The organism is Sinosporangium siamense (assembly GCF_016863435.1).
GTDB lineage: Bacteria > Actinomycetota > Actinomycetes > Streptosporangiales > Streptosporangiaceae > Sinosporangium > Sinosporangium siamense.
The window spans coordinates 76,549-91,897 of the sequence record NZ_BOOW01000050.1; the positions used below are offsets into that span (position 1 = coordinate 76,549).

General features: G+C 65.5%; 16 protein-coding genes. 11 read left to right on the forward strand and 5 right to left on the reverse strand.

The genetic code is table 11. The features are described from left to right. Positions 1–18: 18 nt before the first annotated feature. The 8 genes from Ssi02_RS34620 (at position 19) to Ssi02_RS34655 (ending at position 6,938) form a co-directional block, all read left to right on the forward strand. Positions 19–1,704, forward strand: a complete 1,686-nt coding sequence (locus tag Ssi02_RS34620; protein ID WP_204031980.1) for a class I adenylate-forming enzyme family protein — start codon at positions 19–21, stop codon at positions 1,702–1,704. Further along, entirely contained in the window at positions 1,701–1,964 is a 264-nt protein-coding gene (locus tag Ssi02_RS34625) for an SDR family NAD(P)-dependent oxidoreductase (RefSeq protein ID WP_204031983.1), read from the forward strand. The genes Ssi02_RS34620 and Ssi02_RS34625 overlap by 4 nt, the downstream gene beginning before the upstream one ends. After that, positions 1,964–2,422, forward strand: coding sequence for a MaoC family dehydratase (locus Ssi02_RS34630; RefSeq protein ID WP_204031986.1), 459 nt, complete (start codon positions 1,964–1,966; stop codon positions 2,420–2,422). Before Ssi02_RS34625 ends, Ssi02_RS34630 begins: the two co-directional genes overlap by 1 nt. Before the next feature lie 62 nt (positions 2,423–2,484). Next, entirely contained in the window at positions 2,485–3,636 is a 1,152-nt protein-coding gene (locus Ssi02_RS34635) for an acyl-CoA dehydrogenase family protein (RefSeq protein WP_204031989.1), read from the forward strand. Between the two features lie 17 nt (positions 3,637–3,653). After that, complete coding sequence (locus Ssi02_RS34640; RefSeq protein ID WP_204031991.1) at positions 3,654–4,844, forward strand: thiolase family protein; 1,191 nt, start codon at positions 3,654–3,656, stop codon at positions 4,842–4,844. Further along, entirely contained in the window at positions 4,844–5,605 is a 762-nt protein-coding gene (gene fabG, locus Ssi02_RS34645) for a 3-oxoacyl-ACP reductase FabG (RefSeq protein ID WP_204031992.1), read from the forward strand. Before Ssi02_RS34640 ends, fabG begins: the two co-directional genes overlap by 1 nt. 89 nt (positions 5,606–5,694) lie before the next feature. Continuing rightward, complete coding sequence (locus Ssi02_RS34650; protein ID WP_204031993.1) at positions 5,695–6,126, forward strand: hypothetical protein; 432 nt, start codon at positions 5,695–5,697, stop codon at positions 6,124–6,126. Continuing rightward, complete coding sequence (locus tag Ssi02_RS34655; RefSeq protein WP_204031994.1) at positions 6,123–6,938, forward strand: alpha/beta fold hydrolase; 816 nt, start codon at positions 6,123–6,125, stop codon at positions 6,936–6,938. The genes Ssi02_RS34650 and Ssi02_RS34655 overlap by 4 nt, the downstream gene beginning before the upstream one ends. A 913-nt stretch (positions 6,939–7,851) precedes the next feature. On the opposite strand, the gene Ssi02_RS34660 is transcribed toward Ssi02_RS34655, so the two are convergent. From Ssi02_RS34660 to Ssi02_RS34670, 3 genes are all read right to left on the reverse strand, one after another. After that, a complete protein-coding gene (locus Ssi02_RS34660) occupies positions 7,852–8,766 on the reverse strand; it encodes a ThiF family adenylyltransferase (protein ID WP_204031995.1) in 915 nt (304 codons plus the stop codon). A 515-nt stretch (positions 8,767–9,281) separates the two neighbouring features. After that, positions 9,282–9,674 carry a hypothetical protein gene (locus tag Ssi02_RS34665; protein WP_204031996.1) on the reverse strand — a complete coding sequence of 131 codons (393 nt, stop codon included), beginning with the start codon at positions 9,672–9,674 and terminating at the stop codon, positions 9,282–9,284. A 1-nt stretch (position 9,675) separates the two neighbouring features. Beyond that, positions 9,676–9,942, reverse strand: a complete 267-nt coding sequence (locus Ssi02_RS34670; RefSeq protein ID WP_204031998.1) for a multiubiquitin domain-containing protein — start codon at positions 9,940–9,942, stop codon at positions 9,676–9,678. Positions 9,943–10,040: 98 nt separating this feature from the next. Between Ssi02_RS34670 and Ssi02_RS34675 the strand changes: the two genes are divergently transcribed. Together Ssi02_RS34675 and Ssi02_RS34680 are read left to right on the forward strand one after the other, a co-directional pair. Next, a complete protein-coding gene (locus tag Ssi02_RS34675) occupies positions 10,041–10,400 on the forward strand; it encodes a helix-turn-helix domain-containing protein (protein WP_204032000.1) in 360 nt (119 codons plus the stop codon). 3 nt (positions 10,401–10,403) lie between these two features. Next, positions 10,404–10,982 carry an ImmA/IrrE family metallo-endopeptidase gene (locus Ssi02_RS34680; protein ID WP_204032003.1) on the forward strand — a complete coding sequence of 193 codons (579 nt, stop codon included), beginning with the start codon at positions 10,404–10,406 and terminating at the stop codon, positions 10,980–10,982. Positions 10,983–11,560: 578 nt separating this feature from the next. On the opposite strand, the gene Ssi02_RS34685 is transcribed toward Ssi02_RS34680, so the two are convergent. Beyond that, entirely contained in the window at positions 11,561–11,788 is a 228-nt protein-coding gene (locus Ssi02_RS34685; protein WP_204032005.1) for a hypothetical protein, read from the reverse strand. Between the two features lie 868 nt (positions 11,789–12,656). After that, complete coding sequence (locus tag Ssi02_RS34690) at positions 12,657–13,472, reverse strand: alpha/beta fold hydrolase (RefSeq protein ID WP_204032008.1); 816 nt, start codon at positions 13,470–13,472, stop codon at positions 12,657–12,659. Positions 13,473–14,231: 759 nt separating this feature from the next. Here Ssi02_RS34690 and Ssi02_RS34695 point away from each other — a divergent pair. After that, positions 14,232–15,317 carry a prephenate dehydrogenase gene (locus Ssi02_RS34695; RefSeq protein WP_204032010.1) on the forward strand — a complete coding sequence of 362 codons (1,086 nt, stop codon included), beginning with the start codon at positions 14,232–14,234 and terminating at the stop codon, positions 15,315–15,317. Positions 15,318–15,349 lie beyond the last annotated feature (32 nt).

Sequence of the window (15,349 nt, forward strand, 5' to 3'; positions counted from 1 at the left end):
TACGCTAAATTAAATTACATGAACGCCCTGCCCCAGTCCCACCCGGGGATCACGGCCCGACGCGCAGCGATCGAGTCGCGGTTCCCGGGGTGGATTCCTCGAGCCCTCCATGAGCACCTCGACCTCATGGTGTCGGTGCACGGCGGGCGGCCCTACATCGTCACGGACGACGCTCAGCTCACTTATGACGACGTAGCCACCCTGTCGCGCCGCTACGCCGAAGGCTTGCGCCGACTTGGGGTTCGGCCCGGCGACCGGGTCGGGCTCCTCATGGCCAACTACCCGGAGTTGCCGGTCCTCAAGTACGCGTTGTCGCGTCTCGGCGCCGTTTCCGTCGGCTTCAACTTCCAGCTGCGGTCGGAGGAACTGGCCTACGTGCTGAAGCATTCGGGGTGCTCAGTACTGATCACGATGTCGAGCCACGACGGCATCGACTACCTGGAGACGCTCGAGGTCATCGAGCCAGGGTGGCGCGACGGGGCACGCACGGTGCTGACGGAGCTGACGGAGGTCGTCGTCCTGCCATGCGGAGAGGACCTCGTCGAGCACGTGATGCTTCTCGAGGAGCTCGCGGTGAGCGGACCGATGCGTGAGCCGGCTCCCGTCGACCCGTTCGGACCGTCGGACATCCTCTACACCTCCGGCACCACAGGCGTGCCGAAGGCCGTCGTCCTCAGCCACGACAGCCTGCTGCGCAGCTCCTTCGCCTCGGCCCTGTCGCGCGCCTTTGACGACGGGTGGCGGATCCTGTTCTCGCTGCCGCTGTATCACGTGTTCGGCTACGCGGAGGGCCTGCTCGCCGCCACGTGGGTCGGCGGCGCGATCATACCGCGACTCCGGTTCTCCGCCGCCGACCACCTGCGAAGCGTCGAACGGTATCGCGCGAACGACATCCTCTGCGTGCCGACGATGACGATAGCGATCCTCGATGACCCGCATATCTCGGCCTACGACCTCGGTTCGCTCCAAGCGATGTTTTCCGCGGCTGCGCCGTCGCCCGAGTGGGTGTGGGGGGCGGCGGCCGATCGGCTGGGCCTGAGCGAGATCGTCACGGGCTACGGGATGACCGAGGTGTGCGGAGCCAACACGGTCACGCTGCCGGAGGACCCCATGAATCAGCTGAGTGCCGTCGTCGGCCGTATGAAGTTCGGGGGGCCGGCCGGGATCCAGAGCGCCGCCGGCGGTGTCTGCGAGTTCAGGGTCGTCGACCAGGCGACTGGAGAAGTGCTCGGGCCGAATCGACCAGGCGAGCTGACATGGCGGGGTCCCGTGGTGGCGATCGGTTTCTGGGACGGCGCATCCGTGGTGCCGATCGCCGACGACGGCTGGCTTCGTTCAGGAGATCTCGGCTACGTCGACGACCATGGCTACTTCCGGCTGACCGGACGGAGCAGAGACGTCTACAAGAGCGGTGGCGAGCTCGTGCTCCCCGTGGAGGTGGAAACGTTCATCGGACGGATCGAAGGTGTGGCTCAGTGCTACGTCGTCGGAGTCCCTGACGAGCGCTGGGGCGAGGTCGGCTGGGCCTACGTCGTCCCTTCCCCCGGCCACACGATCGTCGCCGAGGACATCATCGCGGCGTGCAAGAGGTCCCTGGCGAGATTCAAGGTGCCGAAGAAGGTCGTGGTGATCGACGCCAATGATCTTCCCAAGACCGTCACCGGCAAGATCCAGAAGTTCAAGCTCCCTGAGGTGATCTCATGACGCACCAGGACGTCGCGATCGTCACCGGAGCCGGGAGCGGGATAGGTCTCGCGCCGGCGAGACGCCTGCTCTCGCAAGGCCGGCCCGTTGTTGCCGCCGACCCCAACGCCGAGGCGCTGCACGCGTTCGAGGAGGACATCTCAGGACCAGGACCGGCCTTCATGGACGTGCTCGGTCTGGATGCGGGAGCCGCCGGGTTCGTCGGTGTGAACCGCGGCTCCACCGGTCAGGGATCCTTCATCCGTCGAAAGGACGGCTAATGGCGCAGCGCACTTTCGCTACTCTCGCCGAGCTCGGCAGCGCGATCGGCGAGGTCGTGGGACCGACCGACTGGGTCACGATCGACCAGCCACTCATCGATCGCTTCGCCGAGGACACCGGCGACTACAACTGGGTGCATGTGGACCCGGACCGTGCCGCCCAGGCGGGCTTCGAATCCACGATCGCCCATGGGTTCCTCACGCTCTCCCTGATCGGCGCCTTCAGCGCGGAGCTGATCGCGATCGACGAGTGCCCGACCACAATCAATTACGGTCTCGACCGGGTGCGATTCCCTGCCCCGTGCCCGCGCGACTCACGGGTTCGTGCCACGGCGGAGGTCGTCCGCGTGGACGAGGTCGCCGGTGGCGGTCAGCTGACCGTGCGCTACGTCATCGAGCGCGAAGGCTCGGACAAACCGATCTGCGTGGCCGAACAGTTGTCCCGGAGACTTCGATGACCCTGGACGTCGCCCAGTGGCCGACGTCTCTTCCCAAGTCCGACCATCACTAGGAGTGCCCCATGGACATGTCCCTGGCCACGGAGCAGGTCTCCCTGCAACAGATGGCTCGCGACTTCGTCGCCCGCCACGTGACCCCGAACGTCCGTGAGTGGGACCGCGGCGAGGCGGTCGATCCCTCGATCATCGGCCACCTGGGTGATGCCGGCTTCCTCGGCATGACGATTCCCGAAGACCTCGGCGGCTCGGGCGGGACGCACCTCGACTACTGCCTCGTCCTCGAGGAACTCGCGAGGGGAGACAGCTCTGTCCGGGGCATCGTGTCTGTCTCACTCGGGCTCGTGACCAAGAGCATCGCCGGCTACGGCACCGAAGAGCAGAAGGCCGAATGGGTTGCGGCGCTTGCGAGTGGACGCGCGGTCGGGTGCTTCGGGCTCACCGAGCCGGATACGGGGTCCGACGCGGGAAGCCTCACGACGCGAGCTCGACGCGATGGCGACGACTACGTCGTCAACGGCTCGAAGATTTTCATCACGAACGGCATGTGGGCCGATGTCATCCTTCTCTTCGCACGGACCTCCGATGACGGGGCGAAGGGGATCTCAGCGTTTCTGGTCCCGACATCGGCCGAGGGAGTCACGCGGCAGAGTGTCAAGGGAAAACTCGGCCTCCGTGGCCAGTCGACGGCGGAGTTCACCTTCACGGACGTGCGGATCCCCGCCTCGGCGCGGCTGGGTGAGGAGGGGAAGGGCATGGCGATCGCCATGTCGGCTCTTGCGAAGGGCCGCATGTCCGTGGCGGCGGGTTGTGTCGGCATCGCGGCCGGAGCTCAGGCAGCCGCTCTGCAGTACGCCCAGCAGCGCTCGCAGTTCGGTAAGACGATCTCGCGCCACCAGCTCGTCCAGCAAATGCTCGCCGACATGGCCGTCGAAACCGATGCCGCACGACTGCTGGTCTGGCGGGTCGCCGACCTCATCGAGCGCGGACAGCCTTTCGGGACCGAGTCTTCGATGGCCAAGTACTACGCCAGCGAAGTGGCCGTGCGGGTGGCGAACTCGGCCCTTCAGATCTTCGGCGGCTACGGCTACATCGATGAGTTCCCCGCAGAAAAGTACGTCCGCGACGCGCGTGTCATGACCCTCTACGAAGGCACCAGCCAGATCCAGCAACTGTTGATCGGCCGCGCGCTCACCGGCGTCTCGGCATTCGGCTGACAGATACAGGAACACCAATGAGAAACAGCTTTCTTGTGGCAGGCGTCCGCACGCCCATGGGGCGATACGGAGGGGCGCTGGCGACGGTCCGACCGGACGACTTGGCCGCGCTCGTCGTCAGGACGGTCATCGAGCGCAGCGGCATCGCCCCCGCCGCCGTCGACGAGGTGATCCTCGGTGCCGCCAACCAGGCAGGCGAGGACAACCGCAACGTCGCCCGCATGGCCGTCCTCCTGGCGGGCCTCCCAGCCGACGTGCCGGGCTACACCGTCAACCGGCTTTGCGCGAGCGGGCTGACAGCAGTGATCTCGGCCGGCCAGGCGATCGCCACGGGTGCTGCAGACGTCATCGTCGCCGGTGGCGTCGAGTCGATGACGCGCGCACCATGGGTCATGGCGAAGCCGAGCAAGGCTTGGCAGTTCCCGTCCGAGCTGGCCGAGACGTCGCTTGGATGGCGGTTCACCAATCCGCAGTTGGTGCCGCTGGACGGCGGTGAGGCGACGATCTCCATGGGCGAGACGGCCGAACGCGTGGCCGCGCTCGACGGAATCACCCGCGAGCAGGCCGACGAGTTCGCGCTGGAGAGCCACCGTCGCGCTATTGCCGCACGCGGCACCGTGGCCGGCGACATTGTCCCGGTCGAGACGCGCTACGACGTGGTCGACGTCGATGAGGTTCCCCGCGAGGACGCGAGCATCGAGGCGCTCTCCGCGCTTCGACCGGCCTTCCGCTCCGACGGCATCGTGACCGCGGGATCGTCGAGCCCCCTGTCCGACGGCGCCTCTGCCGTACTGGTGGTCAGCGAAGAGGCTCTCAAGCAGTACGGGCTCACGCCTGCGGCGCGGATCGTAGGTAGTGCGAACGCCGGTGTCCGTCCGAGCATCATGGGGCTCGGCCCCGTGGCGGCGACCGAGAAGCTGTTCAAGCGCATCGGCTGGGGCATCGATGACATATCGACCGTTGAGCTCAATGAGGCATTCGCGGCGCAGGCTCTGGCGTGCATTGAACGCCTCGGCTTGGACCGGAGCATCGTCAACCCCGAGGGCGGTGCCATCGCCCTCGGCCATCCGCTGGGCTCATCGGGGTCACGCATCGCGTGGGCGCTGGCTCGCCGGCTCTCGGCAGAGGGTTCCGCCGGAGATCGTGGCCTCGCCTCGCTTTGCGTCGGCGTCGGCCAGGGAGTTTCACTTGCATTGGAGGCCTGCTGATGAACGCCGGCAACGGACGAGTCGCCCTCGTCACCGGTGCCGCCCGAGGGATCGGCGCTGAAATCGCCAAGCGACTGTCGCGTGATGGCTTCGCGGTGGGTGTCCTAGACCTCGACAAGGCGGCGGCGCAGGAGGTCGCCGACGAGCTCGTTGCGACGGGCGGCGCGGCTGCCGCAGCCGCTGCCGACGTATCGGACGAGGCGGCAGTCGACGCAGCCGTCACCGAAATCGCCGCACGCCTCGGTCCGCCGGTCGTCCTTGTCAACAACGCCGGGATCACACGCGATGCGCTGCTCTTCAAGATGTCGGTCGAGGAATGGGATCTGGTGATGCAGGTTCACCTTCGCGGGGCGTTCTTGATGTCCAAGCGTGTCCAGTCCTTCATGCGCGAAGCCGGGCACGGCCGGATCATCAACCTCTCGTCGACCTCGGCGTTGGGTAACCGGGGTCAGGGGAACTACTCCGCGGCCAAGGCCGGTGTACAGGGTTTCACGAAGACACTCGCGCTGGAGCTCGGCCGCTTCGGCATTACGGCGAACGCCGTCGCTCCCGGATTCATCGTCACCGACATGACCAGGGCCACGGCCGAGCGCCTTGGGCAGACCTTCGAGGAATTCAGCGCGGCGCGTGTGGCGAACATCCCGGTCAACCGTCCTGGGCAGCCGCAGGATGTCGCGCACGCCGTGAGCTTCCTGGCCGACGAACGGTCCGGATTCGTCTCAGGCCAAGTGATCTACGTCGCGGGCGGTCCACGCTGCTGACGCTTGCTCGACCCTCAGCAGGTGTTGTGTAGGTCACTTTTTTAATCTATTCTCGATTCATATCCTTAGGAAAGGGAAGGTGGTTCGCGGTGCGGTTTGATAATCCCGGGTTCGTCGAGGCGCTGACAAAGCAGCTCGGCGCGAATGCCCGGTTCGAGCGGGAGACGCGATGGTTCGACGGCTCCATCTTGCTGGAGTCGGGCAGCTCGCGGCTCTGGCTGAAGGTGTACCGCGGCAAGGTGATCGACCACCTTCCGTTTCAGCCCCCGATCGGCTTCACCTTCAAGCTGGGCGGTCCGGCGGCGGCTTGGAACAAGCTGCTGACGGGTGAGCGGCGCTACGCCGATCTCGTAACCCCCGGTGTGCGGCACTTCGACGATGACCCGGCCCTGACGCGCCTGGGACAGATGACCTCGGAACTGGGAATCGAAGGCAATCTGATGGAGGCCAGCCGCCTGACGGAAGCAGTGCACACGCTGGTCGAAATCATCATCGAGGTCGGACAGGAGGCTGGCGCATGACGTCCACCTGGAAGGACATTGTCGGGCGGTACGTGGAGATCGACGGGACCCCGACCTTCTACGACGAGATCGGTGAGGGTGGCCGCCCGATCATCTGTGTGCACACCGCAGGTGCCAATGCGCTGGAATATCGCTATCTGCTGCCGCTTCTCGCCGACGCCGGCTTTCACGCGGTCGCACCGGACCTTCCAGGACGTGCGCGCTCATATGCATGGCGCGGTGAGGTCACCACCACCATTCATCGGCACGCCGAGTTCATCCACCTGTTCAAGCAGCAGCTGTTCGGTGACACAAAGGTCATCGTCACGGGAACGTCGATCGGTGGCGACATCACGCTCGACCTCGCCGTCAGCTTCCCAGAGTCCTTCAGCGCGGCCATCGCATTCGAGGGGGCGGCTCGCACCCCGACCTTCCCAGACCCGGGGGAGTATATGCAGCCGAGCTGGAACCCGGGATGGCAGGACACGATGGAGCGCATCTCCGGCGCTGCACTGAACGCCAAGTGTCCTCCGCACAAGCAGGAGGAGCTTCGCTGGATGCATCGCAACGCCCAGGTGAGCGCGGTGGGCGACCTGCAGGGGTGGGCGACGCACGACATCCGCGACCAGCTCTCGAACGCGAGGTTGCCGGTCCTGGTGGCAGCGGGGGCCGAAGACTTCTGGCTCCCGGAGGAACTGGTCGACGAGACGGTCGCAGGGCTCCCGGACGGCGAGAAGCTGATCATCGACGGCATCGGCCACTATCCGATGTTCGAAGATCCTGAGCGAATCCGCTCGATCATCGTCGACTTCGTCGAGCGCAAGGGCCTCTGAGCCGAGCTCGTGGCCGACGAGGGCTGCCCATCCCCGCCCACGTCAGACCCGGCGGCAAGCCCAGGGAGTGGCCGGCCTAGACGTGCCACTCCCGGGCCGGAGTTCTCCCCTGCCCGAGTCAGCTGATAGAGACCTCCTTCTGAGTCGTCTGCTGAGGCGTGTCGCGATCAGCAATCGGACTGCTTCAACTCACGGTTGCATCAACCTTTACAACCACAGTCGCATCGATGTCGTCTTCGAATGGTGCTGCGGCCCGTCCATCACTGCGCTCCTGGATGACCGTGGGAGGCGGGGCTCTGCGAGCGCGTGGAGCGTAACCCGGACCGCGAGGAACATGAAGACGCGTGGGCTCGCGCCTTGATCGGCCGTGATCGGGTGCTGATGCGTCGAACATCGTGCTACATCCTTCCGATTACTACCGCTACCGCCGTACCGGCTCGTGGACAACCATCAGGTAAGCGTCCATCGAGGGCAATGACCGATTGCCTGCCGTTTCAGTGGCTATTCCGAATTCGTCCGCCCCCGCTCGTCAGGCGGGGGCCGCCCGCGCTTCTTGGGAATGCTGCTCGATGCGTAAGCTGACCCAGATGCCTTCCGGCGAGATCCGGCGTGCAAGACGTCGGCCGGCGTCGCTGATTGGGGTCGATCAGGGGGCATCGGCGACCTGGCACCCGAAGTGGTCAATGAGGGCTTGCACGAGACTCCGAGTAATGGACCCGAACGGTGTGCGCCGAGGCCGTCGACTGCTTGCTGACCGTCAAGGCACGGCAGTCATGCAGCCTTGCGCCGCGCTCGACCCGAGTAGGCCGTTTGGCGTGTTTCGAGGCTGCGTGGTCCTGCCGTCCATCACAGGCGGGCTGGAAACCTTCGTCGTGCGCACCTTCCCGTGGTCAAGGGCCTTGGTGGACCGTGGTCAGAATGCTCGTGTTGGTAGCCGCTGAGCATCGCCTCGGGCAAAGCGTCCTTTGACGCTACATTCGGGACAGGCTGGATCCTTGCGGATCCCGTCGTAGTACATCTTGCTGGTTCTTGGAACCCAACGCTGGAAGTGATGTTGTGCGTCCCTGTCCGATAGTCCCAGCGCACTGAACAGGAAGTCATTGGCGGCGTGGGCGGTTGCGGTGGCATTCAGCGTGATCACACTCGGCGCAGTCACTGTGGGATCGTCGACATAGCGCTGGGCGCGGCGCTCCTCAGGTGTCAGCGCCTCTTCTTGCAGCCGCGCGGTGTTGATCAAGCCGTTGCACCATAGGCAGCCGAGGTCGGGTGTGACTGGCCGGTGAACGGTGAAGATGTCGAGGATGTCGCCGGTGGTTCGGTCGGCTTGCACCTTGGCCCCCACTTGGGCGCCTGGGATGAGGTACTGATGGACAAGTGCGTTGAAGACCAGGCGTGCCTGCATGGTGTCAGCAGCGAGGAACATGAAGTCGCAATCGACGAGACGTTGCGCGACGCTGGCGTCCGCAATGGTGCCGAAGACAGTCTCGACTCGAACCTTCTGGTTCGCCGCCCGCGCGACGCGGGCGGCGATGCGCACTTTGGGCGTAGCTGTGCGGTCGCCCAGACGGCGCATCCATCCAGGCTGGCTATCCCGGGTGAGCCAGGTCCGCGCGCCCCAGCGTGTGCTTCCGACAACGCGGGGCAGATTGGTGAGCTCGATCCGTTCTGGATCGATGATCACCAGGTGCCCCACGCCGAGTCGAGCAAGATATTCCACCAGTAGCGAGCCCGCTCCACCGGCACCGATGACTGCAACCTTGAGGCTGTTGAGCAGGAGCTGTCCCCGATCGGAGAACCAGCGCGTCTGCCGATCGTAGGTTGGGTCCACCTGATCGTGCGAGACCGGGGGCGACGGAGACAGGGTCCGCCATGGGCGCCCGATGATGCGGGCTTCGGTGAGATCCTGTCGTGTGCCATCAGGGAGCCAAAGATCGCCCGCGACAGCCTGCCGAGCGAAAACCAGAGCCCCGACCGGTTGACCGCGGAGAATGTCCCGCAAGGCGGGGTAGCCGCGTTCATGGGAACGTAGGTCGGTAGGGGAGAACGACACTGAGCGCGTGCCTCCATGGCAGTGCACGGCGAGGTATGCAAGCCGCTCATCGCGGCAGTACAGGGCCGCGTCCCGGACGAATGCGGCGGTCAACATTCGATGTCCTCGCTTGCCGGGAACGTAGTCTCTCCCGTCCATCGCTGGAATGATCTCTCGGGCCAGGAGGCGTCCTCCAGTGGGAAGGGTGACCACTCCTGCGGTAAGAACAGCTGCATGCTCGTCCCCGTCTCCGGGAAACAGTTGGTTGTGTAGCTGGCGCATGACGCTTTCACTGAGCGTCAGTGTCCAGGACGTCATGGACGGGTGCGGAGCCACTCGATCACCTTCACCAGCTTGATCACGGCAGTATCGGTCACCGGGTTGAGGCGGTTAGAACGTCGAGAGATCTGGATGGCCGGCCTCCCTTCGAAGGAGGAGACACTCATGGCCTCGCCCAAGGGGCTTGCGTCACGGCGAGTGAGATCTCCGCGGACGTAGTGCGGGTAGACGTCTGCGTACGGATATTGAAAGGTGATTCGGAAGCCGATCCAGGACTCAGTCTGGTGGTACAGGGCGTCGCCGAGGGCGATGCTCTCCACGATCACGAAAGCACCACCCTCGCCGTCTTCGCGCACCGTGACCGGGCTGGGATCCACATGCAGACGGATCCACTCGATCGCATCGGCCACTTGGCGGTTGAGGGCCATTTCAGGAGTTGTCGTCGTCCGCAACGGCGGTGAACTTGGAGTTCTTGTTCACCGCAACCACATCGGAGTCGCCCACCGGCCTGGTGTGATGGTTGGGCAGTTCCTGCGACAGCAGGAAGGAAAGCTCGATGGGGACGCCCTGCGCGATCGCGGCCTGCTTGATCCGCAGGCCGGTAACGCGCGGGCCTTCGATGCTTACGGGCCGCTCGTTGACGGTGATCACAACCACGCGGTGACCCGTATCGGCGATTTCGGGCATGACAGACATACCTATTCTCCTGGACAGTTGCGATACTGGTAGCTGATTGCTAGCCAGCGATCCCAAGATAGGCTGTTGATTCGATAATCGCAATCAGAGGGGGCAGGGTGTCAAAGGCCGGATGGTTCGACGCCGAGGCGTTCTATGCTGCGCTTGACGCAGCACGCCTGGGTAGGCAGCTCAACTGGAAACAGGTCGCAGCCGAGTCCGGCGTCAGCGCCTCCACTCTGACCCGGATGGCGCAGGGCAAACGGCCCGACGTCGACGGGCTCGCCGCACTCGCTGCATGGTCCGGGCTCAACACCAACGACTTCGTCCGCTCGGTGAGTGAGACAGCCACGAAGCCAGAACCTCTCGCCATGATCTCGACCTACCTGCGCAGCGATCCCCACCTATCGGACGAGGCAGCAGTGGCCCTGGATCAGCTCATCAAGGCGACCTACGAGCGACTCCGCAAGGAGGCATAGCCCGTGGCCATTCAGTACCGGCGCGGCTTCAAGACTGAGGCCAACGACATTGCCCGCGAGGTCCGCACAGAAATGGGCATCCGAACCGCGGATAGGTTGGACCCCCACCAGTTGGCAGAGCACCTCAGCATCCCGATCATTCCCTTGTCGGGTTTCGAAGCCGACGCACCTCTCGCACACACCCGATTCGGTGGCGAAGAGACCTTTGCCTTCTCCGCTGTCACCGTCTTCTACGGCACCCGGCGCGCGATCGTTTACAACGATTTCCAGCCAGTCGGTCGCCAGGCGAACAACATCGCCCATGAGGCCAGCCACGGGTTGCTGCATCACCCTCCGACGCCGGCCATCGACGACCGGGGTTGCCGAAACTGGCATAAGGAGGTCGAGGACGAAGCGAATTGGCTTGCCGGTGTACTACTGATCCCAGAAGACACCGCCTTGTACATCGCGCGCCAGCAATGGCCCATCGAGCAGGCCGCCGAGCGCTTTGGCGTCAGCGTCGAGCTTCTCAGGTGGCGCCTCAATATGACCAACGCATACAATCGCGTCAATCGGTGGAAAGCCTCCATGGGGCGCTGCTAGCGGCCTAATTTCGCGTATCGCAGAATTTAACAGCCTTTTTCGTAGTGAAGATATTCGTATGTCCGATGAGTCTTCCCGTGGCGGCTCCGAGTTCAGTCCCTGCACATCGTCGCCCGCGCCCACACCATGGGCGCCCCCGCCTGGCAGCTGGTCATCGCAGATGAGGCCCATCGCAGCGTAGGCACCATTGGACGCTGGTCGATCACGACGACGCCTGCATCCCCACCGCCCACCGTCTCTACATAACCGCCACCCCATGCCTGTTGAACGACAGCAGCGGGCGCGTCCTATCAATGGGCGACGAGACGACCTTAGGAAGGCAGGTCTACCGGCTCTTCTGTCACGACGTGCCGAGTTCTGCCGTTTTGTTCGCCAAGTTCCCCGAGATAGTGCCGGTCGGTGGCGACCCGTGCCGCGTCGTATCACGTACCCGCGAGCAACCACCGAGCAACCACCGAGCAACGGGAAACTAACCGGTCTAGTAGATGGCCTCGCATTCGTCTCAAGGGTGGATGATCGCGGTGTCCAGGCGCCGGTGCAGCATCAATATCGAGGTCAGCACGTCGAGGGCGTCCGACCTAGAGGTGACCCACAGAACCTTTGACACTGCGGATGCCGGGGCAGAGCTTGAACACGTCGATGAGGCTGATGTAGGTGGCGTCCTGTCCGCAGCCGGGGGCGGCGCCGTTGCTGTCGGCCACCTTGTGGATGCCGAGCATGGAGGTGGCGTACTCAGCTTCGGCGTAGAGGATGTCAGCGTCCTTGTCGCACACGGTGATGTGCCGCCGGTCGGCGGAGACGGTCACGGTGGCGTGCGCGGTGGCGAAGCTCCACCCGGTCGACGGCTTGCGGCGTAGGCGGGGAGGAAGCTGGCCAGGAGGCTGAGGGCGGTGGGGAGCTTGACCATGGTGGCTCCGTTCGTGGAGGGGTTGCGAACGGAGTCACTGTGGTCGCGTCATGCATGCTGGCCCGACCTGCTGTGGTCTCGGGGTCGGGGCTTGATGGAAGCTTGCCGGGGCAGCGTGGACCCGGTGGTGCTGTGCCCGGTTTGAGAGAGTATCGGGCTTGGTGTTCTCTTGCCCGTTCTATTGGTCTTTGGTGGCGGACGACGCCTGAACGATCTACCGGCCTGAGCGGTCCGTGCTTGCGAGCATCCGGCGAGCAACCACTCGGGGTCGCCTCGGTACGGCGAAGCCGCCTGGACCGAGTTTTTGCAGGTCAGGTGTGGTGCAAGTGGTAGGCCGCCCGGGACTCGAACCCGGAACCTATGGATTAAAAGTTGGCTCGATCGGTGCCGCCCAGTGCCACTGAGTGTTGTTTTGCACCGCCGTCGTCGGGATTCGCCTCGCCATCGTTGTCGCCCTATGCCGGTGCGCGCCGCATTGTATCGCATACATGCGAGCAACCACCGAGCAACCATGCGTTCTTAACTATTGGCATTATGTGCCGCTTGTCCTCATGTCGGGACCTGTTGGGTATGGTCATGCTTTCGTGATGAGACCTGAGCTCCACGTAGATTGCATGCGCACGGCAACCACCGAGCGGCCACCGGCCGGCGATTTCCGTACGCGAATCCAGACGACTTCAAGTTGATCGGGGATGTGACGCGTAGTCGGCCTGACAGGCATGGATGCAGGTTTCGGCAGGCGCAGTGCTCGCTCCCCGATGAGCTACTCAGTCGAGGTCGCTGATGAACTCGGTGAGTATGTCGGCGAATTGCTGAGGCGTTTCGAGGTGCGGGGCGTGACCGGCGCCCGGTATCACCTGCACGGCGTCGCGCCACAGCGTCGGCATGGTGAGCCCGCGCAGGTAGTCGAGGTTGACCAGTTGCTCGTCCGCACCGTGCAGCACCGCAATGGGCTGTGTCAGCCGTGTCACTATGGCGACCTCGTCGGAGAACCGGCCGGTTCCGATGCCGGCCGCCAGGCCCGCGCGGGCCGCGCCGTCGGTGGCCAGGATGTCGGCGACGAGCTCGTCGAGCTGAAGGGGCGATCCTGGGGCCAGGAAACTCCTGGCATAGGACAGGGCCGCCTCGGGGTCGACCTGGGCGGTGAACCCGATGTTCACCGCCGGATTCGGCAGGAACGCCTGGGCCAAGTGCTCCGCGGAGGCGACCGGCGGGGTGCCGAAGACGACGAACCCCGCGGCCCCGGGCAGGCTCGGCGCGGCTTCGATTGCTATGTGGCCGCCCAGGCTCCATCCGACGATTACGGCCTCCTGGGCGGAGACCTCGTCAATGAATCCGGTGAGGATCTCGGCGTATCCCGGCATGGAGTAGACGTTCGACCGCGCGGTGGGAGCCGACCGGCCGTGGCCGGGCAGATCAAGGGCCAGGCAGCGGAACCGTTCTCCGAAGGCGCCCGTCAGCAGCGGGCGCCAGACCCGGGCGGAGGAGGAATTGCCGTGCACGAAGACGACAGGTCGTCCGGAGCCTGCGGACGTCGTGAACGCGATGTCCTGATCGGCGATTCTGACACCGTGTTCGGTCACGGCCGGCCTCCTGCTCTCGGGGATTTCTCCGGCCACGACACCGGCGTCATAGGCGGCCATGCCGACAGAGATAACGCGTAACACCCAGGTCATCAGCAAAACCACGGAAGGCAACATCGTAACGATCAGTCGCCGGCTTGGCGATGTCTTCTGCCGGCCGAGGTAGGGGCATGGGGGCGTCCTCGCGGTGGCTCCCGGAGTCGGGCGGGGCCGAACCTGCAGCCAGGGATACCGCACCACGGAAGTTCCTTGACCTAGTGCCGTTCTTGGACGGCCGAACCTGCAGCCAGGGATACCGCACCTCTGCTCACTCATGTCGGCGCGGGTCAGCGCCGCAACCAAGTGGCGTTCCTGCAACGGCGAGCCGAGTGGGCGTTGACGGCAGCCGAGTCCGCCGCTCGCCGTGCGGTGCCGTCCGCGCCGACACCGTGTGCTCACCCTCGGGTGGACAGCCTCGACGCTGGTCTCACGCGTGGAGTATCAAGGACAACCATGACGCTCAAGCAGCCGCGTGTGGTCCACCGCGACGCCCGATCTGACCGTGGAGGCTCCGGCCCCGGCCGCGGGGAGGCTAGGCACAGGGCAGCGGCTCCAGTGAGATCGCGGTCCCGAGTGCCCTGCCCCGGGTGATACGGCTGACGGCGCACATGGAGACCGGTCTGCCGCGCTCGTCCATCCGCCGCTCTCCGTCCTGATTTCGCGCAGTGACGCCCAGGAGTCCCGATCTCGCGCAGTGACGCCCAGGAAGAGTGGTGCACCATGCAGAAACTGTCCACAGTGCTCGTCGTCGGGGTCGGTCTCATCGGCACCTCGATCGCGCTCGCCCTGCGCAGCGGCGGTGTGACGGTCGCGCTCTCCGACGTGGACGAGGATGCCGTACGGCTGGCACGGGAACTCAGGGCCGGGGAGCCGTGGCAGGGTGAGCCCGTTGACCTCGGGGTGCTCGCGGTGCCTCCGGACCTGATCGCCGAGGTCCTTGCCGATCTGCAGAAGCGTGGCGCCGCCCGCGCGTATACCGACGTGGCCAGTGTCAAGGCAGAGCCAACGGCTGCGGCGGCCCGGCTCGGATGTGATCTGACCACATTCGTCCCGGGGCATCCACTGGCCGGGCGGGAGCGCTCCGGCCCGGCCGCTGCCCGCGCCGACCTCTTCCTGGGCCGTCCATGGGCGCTCTGCCCCGAACCCGGGACCTCCGCCGATGCCCTACGGCTGGCGCGCGAGCTGATCTCGCTCTGCGGGGGTAAGGAGGTCACCGTCGGAGCGCGGGAGCACGACGAGGCGGTGGCCTTGGTGTCGCACGCCCCGCACGTCGTGTCCGCGGCTGTAGCCGCGGCGCTGCAGGGGGCGGACGGGCATGAGCCCGATCACCGGCCCGTCGCGATGGAGTTGGCCGGCCAGGGGCTGCGCGACGTGACCCGGATCGCGGGCGGTGACGTGCGGCTGTGGCGGGCGATCCTCGCCGGGAACGCTCTCCCGGTCGCCGATGCGGTCGATGGAATCGCCCGAGACCTCGCCCGTTCGGCGGCCGCCCTGCGCATCGGTGACCTGGATGCGATATCCGACCTCTTGCAGCGCGGGATCTCCGGGCGGGGGAGGATCCCCGGCAAGCACGGTGAGCCCGCCCGCGACTACGCCGTGCTTCAGGTGGTCCTGCAGGACCGGCCCGGCGAGCTCGGCCGCCTGTTCAACGCGTCCGGGCTCGCCGAGGTGAATATCGAGGACGTCCGCCTCGAGCACTCGCCTGGCTTACCCGTCGCCGTGGCCGAGATCTCCGTGCGACCGCAGGACTCCGGGCGCCTGACCGACGCGCTGCGATTCCATGGTTGGCACGTGTCGACGACGTGACCTGATCATTGTGACCCTACTGTGACTGACGT